Below are 16,595 nucleotides of genomic sequence, written 5' to 3'. Positions count from 1 at the left end.
TCCTGTTGCTCGGAGAGTGAAATTGTATTTTCAACCCGACTTCCTTTACAATAGAATTTAACCGGACTTCTTGGTGAACCATAAAAGAAAGCCCAGATTTAGAGTAGGGAGGCAGAACGTGCTTCAGAAGATTAAAAAAATTGACGGTGCTATCGTAGTCGTTCTGTTATTACTCATGACTGTCAGCATCTTCGCCATATATAGTGTGACTCATGGAAGAGAAAAGCTGGACGGACATCATATCCGTATGATGATGTATTATGCAATTGGCTTTATTGCTTTTATTGGAATGACCTTTTTGGATTACAGAATTTTAGTGAAATACGCGCTATATATTTATCTATTTGGGATAGGTATCCTGGTTCTCGTCAGCTTTTTGGGCGAGACCAAAAATAATGCCCAAGGCTGGCTGTCTCTCCCTGGAGGACTAAGCCTTCAGCCTGCCGAGCTATTCAAGCTAATATTGATTCTATTTCTGGCCGCGATGCTTGTTCGTAAGAATAAGAGTAAACTCTTGTTTTGGCGGGATGTTGTGCCGCTCGGTCTCTTGACCTTATTTCCGTTTCTTATTGTCCTTACACAGAATGACCTTGGGAACGCTTTGTCTTACATTGTGATTCTTGCGGGTCTGTTATGGATCGGCAACATTAAGTACACTCACGCATTAATCGGGCTTGTAATTGTAGCAAGCTCTGCAATTGCCGGAATTATGAGCTATATCCATTATCATGATGAAATTAAAACGTTCCTTAATGATATTGGCCGCTCACACTGGATCGAACGTTTCGATCCTTGGCTTGTGCCGGACAAAGCAACAGCGAAAGCTCTTTATCACACTAAAAACGCCAAGCTCGCGATTGCCTCAGGTGGGATGAGTGGCGAGGGCTATATGAACGGTAGTTCTGTTCAGACGGATCGAGTGCCTTATACGTATTCAGACTCTATTTTTGTGCAGATTGCCGAGGAATTTGGATTCGTAGGTTCCGCATTTGTACTGCTACTGTATTTTATCCTGATTCACCGAATGATTCTGATTGCATTGGAATCTAGAGATCGAGCAGGTCCGTTTCTGATCGTCGGCATTGTCGCGATGATGCTGTATCAGATTTTTGAGAATATCGGCGCGTTTATTGGTTTGATGCCTTTGACAGGTATCACGTTACCTTTCATCAGCTTTGGGGGTACATCCCTGCTTATTAACATGGCCAGCATTGGGCTGGTAATGAGTGTGCGTCTGCATGGTCAAGATGTAGAGGAAGATTTGCCTAAGCCTACTCCTTATGCAGCCGCCAAGCAGGTATAATCACGTCATCACAATAAAATCGTCAGAACCTCATCCTTTATGGATAGGAACTGACGGTTTTTTTATTTTTTAAGAGGATGTCCATCTTTAGATCTCGAAGATGTGTCTCTTAATACGGATACATTACATATATTTGGAATTATAACCTCGAATGCTCTACAATAGAAAGGAGCGACTGTCCTCGGATGAGGGCGGTTGGAACCTTAACAGAGTAAGGGGTTTGCGTATGCTTGAAAAGCTCAAGAAAATCGATAGCGTGATTCTTATTGTTCTAGTTTTGCTGATGGTCACTAGTGTTTTTTCGATATACAGCGTGACTAATGGTAGATTAGTTCAGAAACTAGATGGTTTCCATTTACAAATGCTTAAATATTATATTGTAGGATTTGTAGCTTTCTTTGTGCTCACCTTTGTGGACTATAGGATATTTGTTAAATATGCTCTTTATATTTATATCTTTGGCATAGGTCTGTTAGTATCGGTTAGTTTTTTTGGTAAAGTAAAGAATGGTGCGCAGTTGGGGCTAGAAATAGGTGGGCTTAGCTTTCAACCTGCGGAGCTTTTTAAGTTGATATTGATCCTTTTATTGGCCTCTATTCTGGTCCGTAAACAAGGAGCTACGCTAACCTTCTGGAAGGGAGTCGTCCCGCTGGCGCTTCTTACGTTGCTCCCTTTTGCTATAGTGATTGTACAGAATGACCTGGGGAATGCACTGAGTTACATCGTTATCTTGATCGGTCTTCTATGGATCGGGAATATCAAAATTTCACATGCACTCATCGGGTTATTAATAGTTGGTGGATTGGGTCTTGCCGGAATTCTGAGCTATATTCACTATCATGATGATGCGGTATATTTTTTTGAAGAGACCCTTGGCAGGAAACATTTAGTGGATCGTTTTGATCCTTGGCTCGTACCTGATTTGGCGTCAGATGATGCAAGCTATCACACGAAAAATGCTAAAGTGGCTATTGCCTCCGGAGGGATGAGCGGCGAAGGGTATTTGCAAGGAAGCTCTGTGCAGAGTAACCGTGTTCCGTATACCTATTCGGATGCCATATTCGTACAGATTGCGGAGGAGTTTGGGTTCGTAGGTTCAGCGCTGCTGCTGTTGCTTTTCTTTATTTTGCTCCATCGGATGATACTGATTGCTCTAGAGAGTAGGGAGCGCAGTGGTCCGTTTTTAATTATTGGAATTACGGCTATGCTGCTATATCAGATCTTAGAGAATATTGGAGCCTTTATCGGCCTAATGCCGCTTACGGGAATTACACTTCCGTTCATCAGTTATGGAGGTACTTCACTTTTAATCAATATGGCCTGTATGGGGATTGTGATGAGTGTACATCTTTATGGGCGGGATGTTGAGGATGATTTGCAGTTGCCTAAGGCGCTTGCTGTGAAGTTATAGATTTAATAGATTCATAGGTTTGCAGTCTCTCATCTCTGGACATACTACTAGCATGAGTGTTAAGAGGAGAGGGGCTGCGACAAATGAACGATAATCATATGGATAAAAGAGATTCCTTACGTGTAACTTTTAAGTATACTGCCATTTTAATTTGTTTTTTTATGATTGTTATCATGGCCTGGGAAGGTCAAAAAACCGATGCAGCAGTAGCCGAAGTAACGATTCCACAGGATTCTATCCGGCTGCGTATTTTGGCGAATTCGGACGGGACGCAAGATCAACTAGTGAAGCGGCAAATCCGCGATTCCATCGTGGAGCAAATGAACCAGTGGGTAACTGCACTTGAGGACCCGCAGAGCTTAGAGCAGGCACGTGCTTTAATTAGAACCCATCTCCCAGAGCTTAATGCACTGGTTGGATCGGAGCTAGAGAAACGTGGCATTCAATACTCCTATAAAGTGGAGCTCGGAGTGGTTCCTTTTCCGACCAAATTATACGGTGGAACAGTCTATCCGGCAGGAGAATACGAGGCTGTACGGGTAACACTGGGTGAAGGAAAGGGTCAGAACTGGTGGTGTGTACTATTTCCGCCGCTGTGCTTTATCGATGCGGGCTCCGGAGATGCAGCAGCGCCTGCTGCTAATAAAGGGGCGAAGACCGTCTCGGCTGCCGGGGCAGACAGCGGAGTTAAGGCGCAACCAGCAGTAGGAACAGCTGTACAAGCAGATTCTTCGGCAGGGGATGTTGCGGCAGCGGATTCCGCAGAACCAGAGGTGCGGTTCTTCGTTTGGGAACTGCTGCAAAACCTTTGGAACTGGATTAGCGGATTATGGTCGTAATGCTGATGCTAGCCCTTTGGTTTTGTGGAAATGGTCTATAGTTTTGAACCTAGATATGTTACTATTTCATAAGCAGATCGACTGCGGCGCCTTCATTGGGGCCGCTTTTTGGTAAGATCAGAGTTAATGAACCTCCAGAGTATTTATCCTAAGATTGCAAGAAAAGCTATTGTTCAATATATATCCTGTAGAAAGCCTGTGATGAGAATGAATGAACCACACGACCCTTTATTCGCCGTTCAGCGGCGGAGTGGAAATAAGAATGAGACTGTATATTGGGAACTGGATTTGCTGGAAGATACAGCTTCTGCTTCCGATGTACTTCAGCCAAGTGAAGAGAATAAGTTGGCCATAGTAGAGGCGGCAACCATGCTTCGTGAAGGTGGAACGGTCGCTTTTCCAACTGAAACGGTCTACGGGCTTGGGGCGGATGCACGGAATACAGCAGCGGTTGAGGCTGTTTTTGCGGCAAAAGGGCGACCGTCTGACAATCCCCTAATCGTGCATATTGCCGATCCAGGTGCTTTAGACGAGCTGGTTACAGAAGTTCACCCTTCGGCTGCGGCATTGATGGAAGCTTATTGGCCTGGACCGCTGACAGTTGTGCTTCCTGTTCGTGAGGGTGTTTTGTCGCCTTCTGTGACGGCAGGTCTGGACACGGTAGGTGTACGTATGCCTGATCATCCGGTAGCTTTGGCGCTGATCAGTGCAGCGGGCTGCCCCGTTGCGGCACCTAGTGCTAACCGTTCGGGTCGTCCGAGTCCGACCTTAGCTTCGCATGTGATGGAGGATTTGGCCGGATACATTGGCGGTGTTCTTGATGGCGGCGCCGCCGGAGTTGGACTGGAGTCAACCGTAGTGCAGGTGCAGCCGGATGGAATGGTTGCCGTGCTGCGCCCCGGCGGAATTACTTCAGAACAGTTGGCTGCTGTAGTGGGGGAGGGAGCCGTTGCTGCTGAGCCAGCTGCAGTTAAAGAATTTGGAACTTCTGCAGCAGCAGAAGCTCTAGAAGCTCCTGCAACTAGGGAACTTCACGGTGCAGAAGCTGACAGCTCAGCGCCGCGCGCGCCGGGCATGAAGTACACGCACTACGCGCCGCGCGGCTGGCTTGGTGTAGTACGCGGCTCTTCCCCGCAACGAGTGGCGGAAGAAGCCGCAGGTCTACTTCAGGCAGCGCAGCTGAGCGGCGAAGTGACGGGCTTGCTCCTCTTCGAGGAGCATAGGGTCCTCTATCCCGCCGTTCCAGCCGCCTGTGTTCTCTCCCTCGGCTCGTTATCCTCGCCGGAGGAAGGAGCACGCTCCCTATATGCCGCGCTGCGGCGCTTCGATGAAGCGGGAGCGACTTACATCTTGGCCGAGGCTTGTCCGTATACGGGCCTCGGCGCTGCTATTATGAACCGGCTTATGAAGGCCGCCGGTGGTTCCGTCATTGACGCCGGATAGCCACGGCACCCCTTCTTTACAGCTTTTACACCGGTTCTTCAAATTGAAATCTTCTATGAAGTCATGATTACCCCCTTGTCCGCATATCGTTGTTGTACAAGATATTTCGGACTTGGGGGGTTAAGCATGGGCATAGGAGATATATATGCCGGTTGGGGGCAGACAGTTACTATCGCTATAATGGCGATTGCATTAGGGATGGATGCTTTTTCGCTCGGTGTAGGCATCGGGATGAAGGGGATTCGTCTATTGCATGTTCTGCAAATGAGTGTGCTCATTGCTTTTTTTCATATGCTGATGCCTCTACTAGGTTTATTAACGGGAAGTTATGTCGGACATTTGCTAGGTCAAGTAACGACTTATGCCGCCGGAGGGCTTCTTGTGCTGTTAGGTGGACATATGGTGTATAACTCCTTTCGTCCGGAAGTGGTAGGTACACGAGCTATGAATCACCGAACCTTATGGGGAATGCTGCTTCTTTCACTCAGTGTAAGTGTGGATTCTTTTTCCGTTGGGGTATCCCTAGGGATGTTTGTGAATGGTGTGCTTCTGACCATACTAGCTTTTGGTGTTTGTGGAGGTCTGATGTCGATTATCGGTCTGCTGCTTGGGCGGCATGTCAGTCGTGGACTTGGGGAATATGGGGAAGCGCTGGGCGGAGCTATTTTATTGGGGTTTGGCTTGCTATTCATCTTTTGATACAATAACGGCATTACAATATTTTAATTTCATGGGGGTGCAAAAGCATGCTGCATATTTTATTCGTCTGCACCGGTAATACATGCCGTAGTCCTATGGCTGAGGGGCTTTTACGAAAGCTCTCAAAGGAACGTGGAATCGACCTGGAAGTGCGGTCTGCAGGCGTATCTGCCATTTCTGGTACTTCTATATCGAGACATGCTGCGGCTATTTTGCAGGAAGAAGGCATTGATGATCATTTGGAGTCGTCACAATTAACGGGGCAATTGGTTGCTTGGGCCGATCTTGTACTGACCTTGACCAGTGGACATAAGCAGCATTTGCTGCAGTATTTTCCGGATGCCGTAACGAAAACATATACATTGAAGGAATATGTGCATAACGAAGATGCTGTGACTGAGGATATTAAAGAATTGGACAGCCTTTACGCAGATGCTGAGTTAAGCATTGCTCTAGGTGGTGAACCGAACGCAACGGATCTACAGCGAATGATTGAAATCCGCCAGCGTATCCCAAGCTTTGATATTTCCGATCCATTCGGGGGTACGCGTGAAGATTATGAGCTTACTGCAGCTGAGATTCGTACCGCGTTGTTTAGCTTATTAGATAAACTGGAATCCTTACGCCATTTGTAAATGGTTGATTTTCAGTCGGCTTTGCTTTAAGATGAAAGTACAACTAATCGGTTCCGATGTAACTGGCGACAAATGTGGATCAAACCACGATGGAGCATCGGAATAAACGGCCGGTCGCCTGGGCAAAAGAGCAAATCCGCAGCTACCTGCGGACTGCTCTTTTTTGTTTAAAATATAAGAAAGTTTAGTACTTTAACTTCCTTATATTTATCGCATATACGCTTATCATCCTTTTAAGGACGCGGAAGGCGTGTATGTTTGAAAGAAGCTTGTTTGAAGCTTGAGGAGGTAGGGTGATGGACAAAGTTGTGGAGTTATCTTTAACTGAAGCCACTGTCACTGTGTTAAGGGAGTTGGCGGAAGCTGGTAACCTTGGGTCTGGTAAAATTGTTGTCGTTGGAGTTAGCACAAGTGAGGTTGCTGGTGTCCGGATTGGGACCGGTGGTGCGCTTGAAGTTGCACAGCAATTGCTCGAAGGGGCTCGCTTGGTCGCTGCGGAGAAAGGGTTTCAACTCGTTTATCAGTGTTGCGAGCATTTAAATCGTGCACTTGTAATGGAACGCTCTTTGCTAGAGTCGCTTAGGTTAAATGAAATTTCAGCTGTACCCATCCCAGGGGCTGGAGGTTCGATGGCTGCGGCTGCCTATCGCTCTATGAAAGATCCTGTTCTGGCGGAAATGATAGAAGCACATGCTGGTTTAGACATTGGTGAGACCCTTATCGGGATGCATTTGCGCCGGGTGGCTGTTCCTTTTCGGCCGACCTTACGGTACATTGGAGCAGCAAGGGTGAACGCAGCGTGGACCAGACCTCCGCTTATTGGCGGTGAACGTGCAGTATACAGTGCTCCAGAGCAAAGTGGTTCACAGATTTGTGATTGATGAACTTCGTTTTATATTTTTTGCAGAAACGTAGGTCTGATGCCTCTTCGTGGCGGGCAAATCGTTTCTACTTAAATACAACATATCTACACACACTAGGAGGAAATAAGAACATGGAACAATTACGTAAGAGTGACCCGGCAGTACTGGAAGCGATGGATTTGGAACTGAAACGTCAGCGTGCCAACATTGAGCTTATTGCCTCAGAGAATATCGTTAGCGAAGCTGTAATGGAAGCCATGGGCTCGGTGCTTACGAACAAATATGCAGAAGGCTATCCAGGTAAACGTTATTATGGTGGTTGTGAAGATGTAGATATCGTTGAGAATCTGGCTCGCGATCGTGCAAAAGAATTGTTCGGTGCTGAACATGTCAACGTACAGCCTCACTCCGGAGCCCAAGCGAATATGGCGGTATATCTGGCTGCACTTAACCCAGGCGACACTGTTCTTGGCATGAACTTGGCGCATGGTGGTCATTTAACACACGGTAGCCCAGTTAATGCTTCTGGTTTGCTGTATAACTTCGTTGCTTACGGTGTGCAAGAAGATACTTTCCTTATTGATTATGATGAAGTGCGCAAAGCAGCCTTCAAGCACCGTCCTAAGTTGATTGTTGCTGGTGCAAGTGCGTACCCACGTATTATTGATTTCGAAAAACTTGGTGCTATCGCCAATGATGTCGGCGCGTTGTTTATGGTAGATATGGCCCATATCGCAGGTCTTGTTGCTGCTGGCCTTCATCCGAGCCCAGTTCCTCATGCTCATTTTGTTACAACTACTACACATAAGACTTTACGCGGTCCTCGCGGAGGTATGATTATGTGCAGACAGCCTTGGGCTGCTGCTATCGATAAAGCTGTATTCCCTGGTTCCCAAGGCGGACCACTGATGCATGTAATTGCTTCTAAAGCTGTTGCATTTGGCGAAGCTTTACAGCCATCTTTTAAGACTTATGCTGAGAATGTAGTGAAGAATGCACATGTTCTCGCGGAAACACTGATCAGCGAAGGGGTTAACATTGTATCTGGTGGTACAGATAACCACTTGATGCTGCTTGATACGCGTAACCTGAACATTACCGGAAAAGATGCGGAAAAAGTACTAGATTCCATCGGAATCACCGTGAATAAAAACGCAATTCCGTTTGACCCTACAAGTCCTTTCGTAACAAGTGGTATTCGTATTGGTACACCTGCAGTTACTTCACGTGGTATGGACGAGCAAGCAATGGTAGCTATTGGCCGCATTATAGCTAATGTTCTGAAGAATCCGAAAGATGAAGCGAAATTGGCTGAGGCAGCTCGTCAAGTTGCTGATTTGACGGACCAGTACCCACTTTATCCAGAACTGAAATACTAAATATTATTCATATTCATTAATGAGCTTACCTCCACCAAGCCATGATTTCAGGTTTGGTGGAGGTTTTTTTTTGTTGTTTATTGTTCACAAAATCACATGAAGTAATTGATGGAAAAGAGTGAAAAAAACCATGAAAGTTCATGTAATTTTCATAAAAAATAGTGAAAGAAATGTGAATAGTATGAAATATGTAAACTTGCACAACCTAATTTAGGTTTTAAACCTAGTTGGGCACTTAATTTTCCAATCATTACCGTTCTAAACAAAGGAAATTAAGCAGAATGGGGTCAATGTGAATACAAGTTCCTTTCTAGGTGAAATGCGGCGATGGGAATGCTATAATAGACAGGATTTAGCCATAGAGAAGCAAAAGCGCTTTCTAAGGTTATAGACAAGACTTACAATTACCGGAGGGACAGGAAATGGGAAAATTGGTGATTTGCGATCATCCTTTAATTCAACACAAACTAACATTTATTCGCGATGTAAGAACAAACACGAAGGATTTCAGAGAACATGTTGACGAAGTTGCCACATTGATGGCTTATGAGATTACACGTGATATTCCTCTAGAGACTATTACGGTACAAACACCGGTCACTGAAACGGAAAGTAAAGTGATTTCAGGAAGAATGCTCGGGCTAATCCCTATTCTTCGTGCAGGTCTAGGTATGCTTGAGGGCGTCCTGAAGCTTCTCCCTGCTGCTAAAGTAGGACATGTCGGCTTGTTCCGTGATCCGGAGACGCTTCAACCGGTTGAGTATTACATCAAGCTTCCTACAGATGTACAGGAACGTGAGTTGATCGTAATTGATCCAATGCTAGCAACAGGGGGATCCGCGATTGCTGCTATTACCTCGCTGAAGAAGCGTGGCTGTACTCAAATTAAAATGATGAACCTGATTGCGGCTCCAGAGGGTGTTGCTGCAGTTCAAGAAGCTCATCCAGATGTAGATATTTACGTAGCTGCGCTTGATGATCATTTAAATGAACATGGATATATCGTTCCGGGACTTGGTGATGCTGGAGACCGTTTGTACGGAACTAAGTAGTTAGTAATTCGTGATTGGGAATACGAAATTTTTGATTTTTTGATGAGAGGGTAGGGGTTATGTCCAAAATTAAAGTGATGACTATTTTCGGAGTGCGCCCCGAGGCGATCAAGATGGCTCCTCTAGTTCTTGAACTGAAGAAGCATCCTGAGCACATCGAGTCAATTGTATGTGTAACAGCACAGCACAGGGAGTTGCTCGATCAAGTGTTGGAAGTGTTCAATATCACTCCTGATTACGATCTGGATGTGATGAAGGACCGTCAGACGCTTAATGAGATTACTATCCGAGTGCTTGAGGGCTTGGAACCTGTACTCAGAGAGGTTAAACCTGATCTCGTATTGGTGCACGGAGACACATTAACGACGTTCCTTGCAAGCTACGCCTCTTTCCTGCAGCAAATTCAGGTTGGGCACGTAGAAGCAGGACTTCGGACATGGAACAAATTGTCTCCGTATCCTGAAGAAATGAACCGTCAGCTTACAGGTGTATTAGCAGACCTGCATTTCGCTCCAACCGATTGGTCGGCTAGTAATCTGAGACATGAGAACAAAAAAGAATCAAGTATTTATATCACAGGCAACACTGTAACCGATGTGTTTCAATATACCGTACAGCCTGATTACCGGCATCCTGTTTTGGATTTTGCTTCAGGAAAAAAACTTATTTTGATGACTGCTCACCGTAGAGAATCGCAAGGTGAACCGCATCGGAATATCTTCCGAGCTGTCAAAAGAATCGCTGATGAATTCGAAGATGTAGCCATTGTTTATCCTGTGCATCCGAGTCCTGCCGTTAAGGAACCTGCACATGAAATTTTGGGTGGACATCCAAGAATTAAGCTGATTGATCCGCTGGATGTCGTGGATTTGCATAATTTTTATCCGCATACCCACTTGATATTGACCGATTCTGGTGGTTTACAAGAGGAAGCTCCTTCATACGGAGTACCTGTACTTGTGCTTCGTGATACGACGGAGCGTCCTGAAGGGATAGACGCTGGAACGTTAGAGCTTGTGGGCACGGACGAGGAGAAGGTGTATGAACGGACACATGCTCTTTTGACTGATAATGAGCTCTATCAGTCGATGAGTCGGGCCGCCAACCCGTACGGAGATGGCAAAGCCTCCCAACGAATTGTCAATGCGATTTTGCACCATTTTGGTGTAAATAAGGAGCGTCCTGAAGAGTTTCACAGAATGTTCACAAAAAATAAATAATTTCATTTAAAGTAATATCTGAGCTGATTAAAATCAACATACAGTGAAACTGTACGGTTTATATGGTTTTGGAACATTTTGCTGTGATTATTTTCATGTTTTCAAGGGTTTTTGGGCAATGTTCAATGAATTGACAAAGACTCCAGAAATTCAGTAAAATTAGTTGGGATTGTAGCCATGAAAGAACAGAATAGCAGGGACAGCTTGTTACAGACCGCGCTTATCATTGGAAGTGCAGGCACTATACTCGCCGCTTACATTGTTATTGGTTTTTTTGCGGCAAGGTGGCTGAAAGACCTGATGGAGGGGCCGAAATATTGGCTCGCTATTGGCACTATAACCGGAATGATTCTGGGAATTGTGAACGTCGTCCTGTTAATTAAAAAATTTTTGGGGGAGCAGAATGGATAATATGACTCCCATGATCAATACCGTCACTAGAGTTACGCTCGTCCTTATGGCAGGACTCTTAATGGGCTGGGCGCTTCATCATGAGACTAGGGATTTTACGCTGGGCATGACTCTGGGTCTGGTGGCGGGATTGGTAAACTTTCGTTATCTGGCCGTCAAGGTTCGACGGGTAACGCAGTCGATTGCGAGCAACGAAGGGAATGCCTTCAGCCTCGGTTTTGTTACACGGATTAGCTTCGCAATTTTGGTCACCATGTTCGCGGTCAAGATTGAGCATTTCTCCCTGGTAGCAACTGTTGCGGGCGTATTCATTCCTCAGCTTCTCGCCATTCCTGCGGGGATATATCTGAGTGTGAAGAACAAACTTTAACCAGATTAAAGAGAAAGGGGGATGATACTATGCATGAGATGCCGAAAATCTTTGTCGGGGGAATACCGATAGATATATCAGCCGTATTGATGCTTCTGATCAGTTGTACAGTAGTATTTGTACTGGTGATGCTGTCGGTTCGTAAGCTTTCGGTTGAGAATCCATCTAAGCTTCAGAATTTTATGGAATGGGTTGTAGAATTTGTAGAGGGTGTCATAAGCAGTGCCATGGACCTGAAGAAAGGAAAACCTTACATATCTTTGGGGCTAACGTTGATTCTGTTTATCTTTGTTTCCAACCTTCTTGGATTGCCTTTCTCAGTTGTAACTGAAGCACATGGACCTGTAACCGTGTTTGGCCATGTGATTGAAGCAACCAGGAACTTGGCGCATGGTGATCATGTTGAGATCTTATGGTACAAGTCGCCGACTGCTGACATTAATATCACTGCAGGATTGGCAATTATTGTGTTTATACTGATGAACTTCTTGGGCATTAAGCTCAACGGCAAGCATTATTTCAAACACTATATTGAGCCGTTTCCAATCTTTTTGCCACTGAACATTATCGAGAACTTGGCAAAACCAGTAGCGCTGGCTATTCGTCTATTTGCTAACATTTTCGCCGGAGAAGTACTGATTACAGTCATTTTGAAACTGGGGATTCTCAGTATTCCGTTCCTGGCTGTATGGCAAGGCTTCAGTATTTTCGTCGGGGCACTACAGGCGTTTATCTTTACGATTCTGACGATGGTTTATATCGCACAGATGACGATTCACGAAGAAGAAGCACATTAATGAACTGCTGCGAAGAGAACGGATATTGTCTGATTTTCTTTCGCGGGAGATATCTTATATCATTAAACACATTATGAACCGAAATTAAAGGAGGATATTTACAAATGGAATTTTTAGCAGCAGCAATAGCGGTTGGATTGGGTGCACTTGGCGCAGGTCTTGGTAACGGTATGATCGTTAGTAGAACAGTTGAGTCTATCGCTCGTCAACCAGAAGCTCGTAACGCGCTTCAAACAACAATGTTTATCGGTGTAGGTATCGTCGAAGTTATTCCGTTGGCAGCAACAGTTATCGCATTCCTGATCATGTTTTCTTAATAAACCGTATTTACGGTTTGGCGGGGACGGCCGATGCCATCCGCGCCTTACTTTTGTATACGTCCGCATGACGCGGTAACGGAAGGGAGTGACCTCAGTGGAAATTGTTTGGACAAACATCGTATTTTCAATTGTAGCCTTTGGGATTCTATATTTCTTGCTCAGTAAGTATGCGTTCAGCAAACTGTTCGCAGTTATGGAGAAACGCCGTGAGCTGGTAATGCAGCAAATGGATGAAGCTGCGAAGACTAGAGAGCAAGCGGTCGCGTATGTGGAAGAGCAGAAGCAGGCGCTGAACAGTGCACGCCAGGAAGCTCAACAGATTATTCAACAATCACAAATTACTAGTAATCAACAGGTAGAACAAGCTTTGGCGCAAGCTAAAGTTGAAGCTGCACGCGTCAAAGAAGAGGCCGTGCGCGATATCGAGAACGAGAAGAATAAAGCAGTGGAAGAGTTGCGCAGCGAAATTGGAACGGCATCTGTTCGTATTGCTTCTAAACTTCTTAAGAAAGAAGTTAGTGCTAGCAGTGAGCAGGAGCAGCTTGTGAACCAATACCTCAATGAGGTAGGAGGCCGATCATGAGCCGCGATACGGTAGTTGCCAAGCGCTACGCTAAAGCATTGTACAGTGCAGCGGTAGAGAAGGGGATTACCCTTGAAGTAGAAGAACAGCTCAAGGCAGTGGTCGAAGTATTACATTCAGACCAAGAGGTACAGCGCTTTATTCTTGCACCACGTATCTCGGAGTCCGACAAGCTGAAAGTGCTGCGCACAGCACTTCAAGATAAGCTCTCTCCTATTGTGATGAACATTGTAGAACTGTTAGTAGAGCGAGGCAGAACCGATATTTTTGCCGAACTGCTGGATACGTATATCAAGATTGAAGGAGACGCTCTTGGCATTGGTGATGCTAAGGTATACTCTGTTTATTCTTTAAGTGAAGAAGAACAAGCAGCTGTAGCTGCAGAATTCGGCCAGCTCGTAAACCGTAAAATTCGGGTTACGAATGTGGTCGATCCAAGCCTGCTGGGAGGACTGAAAGTTTATATCGGTGATACGCTGTATGACGGCAGTCTTTCTAGTAAATTGGAACGTCTCGAGAAATCCTTTAATGATAAGCATAGAAGATAGGGGTGAGGATATTGGGCATCAGACCTGAAGAGATCAGCACTTTGATCAAAAGTCAAATTGAGCAATATAAAGCCGATATCGAAGTTGCCGAAGTGGGCACCGTCATTCAAGTCGGAGACGGTATCGCTCGTGTCTACGGTCTGGAAAACGCAATGGCAGGCGAGTTGCTAGAGTTCTCCAACGGTGTAGTGGGCATGGCGCTCAATCTGGAAGAAAGCAACGTCGGTGTTGTTATTCTGGGTGAGTACAAGGAAATTCGTGAAGGCGATCAAGTAAAACGTACTGGACAAATCATGCAAGTTCCAGTGGGAGAGGCCCTTCTGGGTCGTGTAGTTAACGCACTCGGTTTGCCGCTTGACGGTAAAGGCCCAATTCAAACGACGGAGTTCCGTCCGGTTGAGAATAACGCTCCTGGTGTTATCGACCGTAAATCGGTTCATGAGCCAATGCAAACTGGCCTTAAAGCGATTGATGCGATGGTACCAATTGGTCGTGGACAACGCGAACTTATCATTGGTGACCGTCAAACAGGTAAGACTGCAATCGCAATCGATGCGATTATCAACCAAAAAGGCAACGGAATGAAATGTATTTATGTTGCCATTGGACAAAAACAATCAACAGTAGCACAGGTTGTAGAAACTCTCCGCCGTCATGGCGCGTTGGAATATACAATCGTTGTAACTGCTTCGGCTTCCGAGCCATCCCCACTGTTGTATATTGCTCCATACGCAGGTTGCGCAATGGGCGAATACTTTATGTACAAGGGCGAACACGTACTGATCATTTATGATGACCTTTCAAAACAAGCTTCGGCTTATCGCGAATTGTCCTTGCTGCTTCGTCGTCCACCGGGTCGTGAAGCGTTCCCTGGTGACGTGTTCTACTTACACTCCCGTCTTTTGGAACGTGCGGCTAAGCTTAGTGATGAGCTTGGTGGTGGTTCATTAACCGCGCTTCCGTTCATCGAAACACAAGCATCTGACGTATCGGCTTACATTCCTACGAACGTAATCTCGATTACAGATGGTCAAATCTTCCTTGAATCCGATCTGTTCTACTCTGGTCAACGTCCGGCGATCAACGTCGGTATCTCCGTTTCCCGTGTAGGGGGCTCCGCTCAGATTAAAGCGATGAAGAAGGTAGCTGGCTCGCTCCGTTTGGATCTTGCTCAATATCGTGAGCTTCAAGCTTTCTCACAGTTCGGATCAGATCTTGATAAATCTACGCTTGCTCGTCTGAATCGCGGAGCACGTATGATGGAAGTTCTGAAACAAGGTGTAAATCAGCCATTGTCTGTTGAGCATCAAGTGCTCAGCTTGTACACAGCTGTAAAAGGATATTTGGATGATATTCCTGTTAAAGACGTAAAACGTTTTGAAAAGGAATTCCTTGCTTACATGGATAGCAGTGCTGCTGAAGTTGCTCAATCCATCAGAGATACCAAGGACTTGACAGCAGATAACGAAGCCGCTCTTAAAGCCGCAATTGATAAATTTAAAAGAGGCTTTGCTACTAGCTAATATAGATCGTACCTAAACGAATCTTACTAAGTGAGCTTTGGCTCTGCCGAAGCTCAGGCTATTACTTATAAAGTAAGCTTTGAATTCGTCAAAGCTAAGAAGATGCTTACGAAGTTAGCTTTGACTTCGTCAAAGCTTTAAGGTGGTGAAATCATGGCAAGAAGCATGCGTGATATTAAACGTCAAATTAAGAGTGTTCAAAACACAAGACAGATCACAAAAGCGATGGAAATGGTAGCCGCCTCCAAGCTCAGAAAAGCCCAGGAGAAGGCAATTGCCGCCCGTCCTTATGCTGAGAAGCTGAAAGAGGTTGTATCGAGCATTGCTGCGGGTACAGAAGGCGTTCAGCATCCCATGCTGGTCAGTCGCCCTGTGAAAAAAACTGGTTATCTTATCGTGACCTCTGATAGAGGGCTTGCGGGAGGATACAACGCTAATATTTTACGTAAGGTGACGATGCTCATCGCGGAGCGCCATAAATCCAAAGATGAGTACGCCTTGTTCGTTATCGGTCGTAAAGGCCGTGACTTCTTACGCCGCCGTGAATATCCGATTGTACAGGAAGTTACTGAGCTGTCGGATGCGCCGAAATTTGCGGACATCAAGTCTATTGCTAATTCGGCAGTACAACAGTTTGTAGATGGTACGTATGATGAGTTGTACGTTTGTTACAACCAATTCGTCAATGCGATTACCCAGATCCCAACCGTTGATCGACTGTTGCCTATGGAAGGCGTAGGAAATCATGAGCATCATGAAGCGACCGCAAATTACGAATATGAACCTTCACCAGAAGGCGTACTCGAAGTACTACTTCCGAAATACGCCGAAACTTTGATTTATAGCGCAATTCTGGATGGCAAGGCCAGTGAGCTGGGTGCGAAAATGACAGCGATGGGCAGTGCAACAAAGAACGCGTCGAAAATGATCGGAGAACTTACCCTTACGTACAACCGTGCCCGTCAGGCGGCAATTACGCAGGAAATTACCGAGATCGTGGCCGGAGCGAACGCTCAGTCTTAAAAATACAAGAACAGTTAAGCAGCGCGCTTGACTTGCCTTGTATTTTACGAGAAACAGTGCCGCATGGAGCGATACATAGTATCGCCCACTTCTGGAGTATGGCTCCTTAAGAACGGCACTGCAGTTCTTCTTAAAATATAAGAAAGTATAGGTTATACCCTATACAAAATGCTTAT

At 45.6% G+C, this 16,595-nt stretch carries 18 protein-coding genes and 1 riboswitch; all 18 genes read left to right on the top strand.

The features are described 5' to 3' along the window. Nucleotides 1-118: 118 nt before the first annotated feature. The 18 genes from QNH28_RS27750 (at nt 119) to atpG (ending at nt 16,419) form a co-directional block, all read left to right on the top strand. Nucleotides 119-1,303 carry an FtsW/RodA/SpoVE family cell cycle protein gene (locus tag QNH28_RS27750; RefSeq protein ID WP_283909352.1) on the top strand — a complete coding sequence of 395 codons (1,185 nt, stop codon included), beginning with the start codon at nt 119-121 and terminating at the stop codon, nt 1,301-1,303. A gap of 226 nt (nt 1,304-1,529) precedes the next feature. After that, nucleotides 1,530-2,714, top strand: a complete 1,185-nt coding sequence (locus QNH28_RS27745) for an FtsW/RodA/SpoVE family cell cycle protein (protein ID WP_283909351.1) — start codon at nt 1,530-1,532, stop codon at nt 2,712-2,714. A gap of 83 nt (nt 2,715-2,797) precedes the next feature. Next, nucleotides 2,798-3,553 carry a stage II sporulation protein R gene (gene spoIIR, locus QNH28_RS27740; RefSeq protein WP_283909350.1) on the top strand — a complete coding sequence of 252 codons (756 nt, stop codon included), beginning with the start codon at nt 2,798-2,800 and terminating at the stop codon, nt 3,551-3,553. 207 nt (nt 3,554-3,760) lie between these two features. Then, a complete protein-coding gene (locus QNH28_RS27735; protein WP_283912282.1) occupies nt 3,761-4,996 on the top strand; it encodes an L-threonylcarbamoyladenylate synthase in 1,236 nt (411 codons plus the stop codon). A 126-nt stretch (nt 4,997-5,122) separates the two neighbouring features. Beyond that, a complete protein-coding gene (locus QNH28_RS27730; RefSeq protein WP_283909349.1) occupies nt 5,123-5,695 on the top strand; it encodes a manganese efflux pump MntP in 573 nt (190 codons plus the stop codon). 47 nt (nt 5,696-5,742) lie between these two features. Next, nucleotides 5,743-6,330, top strand: a complete 588-nt coding sequence (locus QNH28_RS27725; protein ID WP_283909348.1) for a low molecular weight protein arginine phosphatase — start codon at nt 5,743-5,745, stop codon at nt 6,328-6,330. A 48-nt stretch (nt 6,331-6,378) separates the two neighbouring features. Further along, nucleotides 6,379-6,461: riboswitch (ZMP/ZTP riboswitch) on the top strand. 165 nt (nt 6,462-6,626) lie between these two features. Then, nucleotides 6,627-7,211, top strand: coding sequence for a TIGR01440 family protein (locus QNH28_RS27720; protein WP_283909347.1), 585 nt, complete (start codon nt 6,627-6,629; stop codon nt 7,209-7,211). A gap of 113 nt (nt 7,212-7,324) precedes the next feature. Then, entirely contained in the window at nt 7,325-8,572 is a 1,248-nt protein-coding gene (gene glyA, locus QNH28_RS27715) for a serine hydroxymethyltransferase (RefSeq protein WP_283909346.1), read from the top strand. Between the two features lie 422 nt (nt 8,573-8,994). Beyond that, the gene (upp, locus tag QNH28_RS27710; RefSeq protein ID WP_094871130.1) at nt 8,995-9,624 is read left to right on the top strand and encodes a uracil phosphoribosyltransferase; all 630 of its coding nucleotides are present in this window, start codon (nt 8,995-8,997) and stop codon (nt 9,622-9,624) included. 59 nt (nt 9,625-9,683) lie between these two features. Further along, on the top strand, nt 9,684-10,844 hold the full coding sequence (gene wecB / locus QNH28_RS27705) for a non-hydrolyzing UDP-N-acetylglucosamine 2-epimerase (RefSeq protein WP_283909345.1): 1,161 nt from the start codon (nt 9,684-9,686) through the stop codon (nt 10,842-10,844). Between the two features lie 177 nt (nt 10,845-11,021). After that, nucleotides 11,022-11,255 (top strand): AtpZ/AtpI family protein, encoded by a 234-nt coding sequence (locus QNH28_RS27700; protein WP_042192476.1) that lies wholly within the window; start codon nt 11,022-11,024, stop codon nt 11,253-11,255. Between the two features lies 1 nt (nt 11,256). Next, nucleotides 11,257-11,625, top strand: coding sequence for an ATP synthase subunit I (locus QNH28_RS27695; RefSeq protein ID WP_283909344.1), 369 nt, complete (start codon nt 11,257-11,259; stop codon nt 11,623-11,625). Between the two features lie 29 nt (nt 11,626-11,654). Continuing rightward, nucleotides 11,655-12,422, top strand: coding sequence for a F0F1 ATP synthase subunit A (gene atpB / locus QNH28_RS27690; protein ID WP_042192471.1), 768 nt, complete (start codon nt 11,655-11,657; stop codon nt 12,420-12,422). Between the two features lie 104 nt (nt 12,423-12,526). Further along, complete coding sequence (gene atpE, locus QNH28_RS27685; RefSeq protein ID WP_039877624.1) at nt 12,527-12,739, top strand: F0F1 ATP synthase subunit C; 213 nt, start codon at nt 12,527-12,529, stop codon at nt 12,737-12,739. 97 nt (nt 12,740-12,836) lie between these two features. After that, the gene (atpF, locus tag QNH28_RS27680; RefSeq protein ID WP_042131371.1) at nt 12,837-13,325 is read left to right on the top strand and encodes a F0F1 ATP synthase subunit B; all 489 of its coding nucleotides are present in this window, start codon (nt 12,837-12,839) and stop codon (nt 13,323-13,325) included. Next, nucleotides 13,322-13,873 carry a F0F1 ATP synthase subunit delta gene (locus tag QNH28_RS27675; protein WP_060625972.1) on the top strand — a complete coding sequence of 184 codons (552 nt, stop codon included), beginning with the start codon at nt 13,322-13,324 and terminating at the stop codon, nt 13,871-13,873. Before atpF ends, QNH28_RS27675 begins: the two co-directional genes overlap by 4 nt. A gap of 11 nt (nt 13,874-13,884) precedes the next feature. Next, nucleotides 13,885-15,396, top strand: a complete 1,512-nt coding sequence (gene atpA, locus QNH28_RS27670) for a F0F1 ATP synthase subunit alpha (RefSeq protein ID WP_283909343.1) — start codon at nt 13,885-13,887, stop codon at nt 15,394-15,396. 153 nt (nt 15,397-15,549) lie between these two features. Continuing rightward, nucleotides 15,550-16,419, top strand: coding sequence for an ATP synthase F1 subunit gamma (gene atpG / locus QNH28_RS27665; RefSeq protein WP_042131368.1), 870 nt, complete (start codon nt 15,550-15,552; stop codon nt 16,417-16,419). Nucleotides 16,420-16,595: the final 176 nt, after the last annotated feature.

Origin of the sequence: Paenibacillus sp. G2S3 (genome assembly GCF_030123105.1) — a bacterium.
Lineage (GTDB): Bacteria > Bacillota > Bacilli > Paenibacillales > Paenibacillaceae > Paenibacillus_AQ.
This window is presented reverse-complemented; position numbering and strand designations above follow the sequence as displayed.

Excerpts from the sequence above, each read along its gene's own strand:
- atpB (WP_042192471.1), top strand. The coding sequence starts at position 11,655 with ATGCATGAGATGCCGAAAATCTTTGTCGGGGGAATACCGATAGATATA.
- wecB (WP_283909345.1), top strand. The coding sequence starts at position 9,684 with ATGTCCAAAATTAAAGTGATGACTATTTTCGGAGTGCGCCCCGAGGCG.
- upp (WP_094871130.1), top strand. The coding sequence starts at position 8,995 with ATGGGAAAATTGGTGATTTGCGATCATCCTTTAATTCAACACAAACTA.
- QNH28_RS27745 (WP_283909351.1), top strand. The coding sequence starts at position 1,530 with ATGCTTGAAAAGCTCAAGAAAATCGATAGCGTGATTCTTATTGTTCTA.
- QNH28_RS27700 (WP_042192476.1), top strand. The coding sequence starts at position 11,022 with ATGAAAGAACAGAATAGCAGGGACAGCTTGTTACAGACCGCGCTTATC.
- spoIIR (WP_283909350.1), top strand. The coding sequence starts at position 2,798 with ATGAACGATAATCATATGGATAAAAGAGATTCCTTACGTGTAACTTTT.
- QNH28_RS27725 (WP_283909348.1), top strand. The coding sequence starts at position 5,743 with ATGCTGCATATTTTATTCGTCTGCACCGGTAATACATGCCGTAGTCCT.
- atpE (WP_039877624.1), top strand. The coding sequence starts at position 12,527 with ATGGAATTTTTAGCAGCAGCAATAGCGGTTGGATTGGGTGCACTTGGC.
- glyA (WP_283909346.1), top strand. The coding sequence starts at position 7,325 with ATGGAACAATTACGTAAGAGTGACCCGGCAGTACTGGAAGCGATGGAT.
- QNH28_RS27720 (WP_283909347.1), top strand. The coding sequence starts at position 6,627 with ATGGACAAAGTTGTGGAGTTATCTTTAACTGAAGCCACTGTCACTGTG.
- QNH28_RS27735 (WP_283912282.1), top strand. The coding sequence starts at position 3,761 with ATGAATGAACCACACGACCCTTTATTCGCCGTTCAGCGGCGGAGTGGA.
- QNH28_RS27695 (WP_283909344.1), top strand. The coding sequence starts at position 11,257 with ATGACTCCCATGATCAATACCGTCACTAGAGTTACGCTCGTCCTTATG.
- atpG (WP_042131368.1), top strand. The coding sequence starts at position 15,550 with ATGGCAAGAAGCATGCGTGATATTAAACGTCAAATTAAGAGTGTTCAA.
- QNH28_RS27675 (WP_060625972.1), top strand. The coding sequence starts at position 13,322 with ATGAGCCGCGATACGGTAGTTGCCAAGCGCTACGCTAAAGCATTGTAC.
- QNH28_RS27730 (WP_283909349.1), top strand. The coding sequence starts at position 5,123 with ATGGGCATAGGAGATATATATGCCGGTTGGGGGCAGACAGTTACTATC.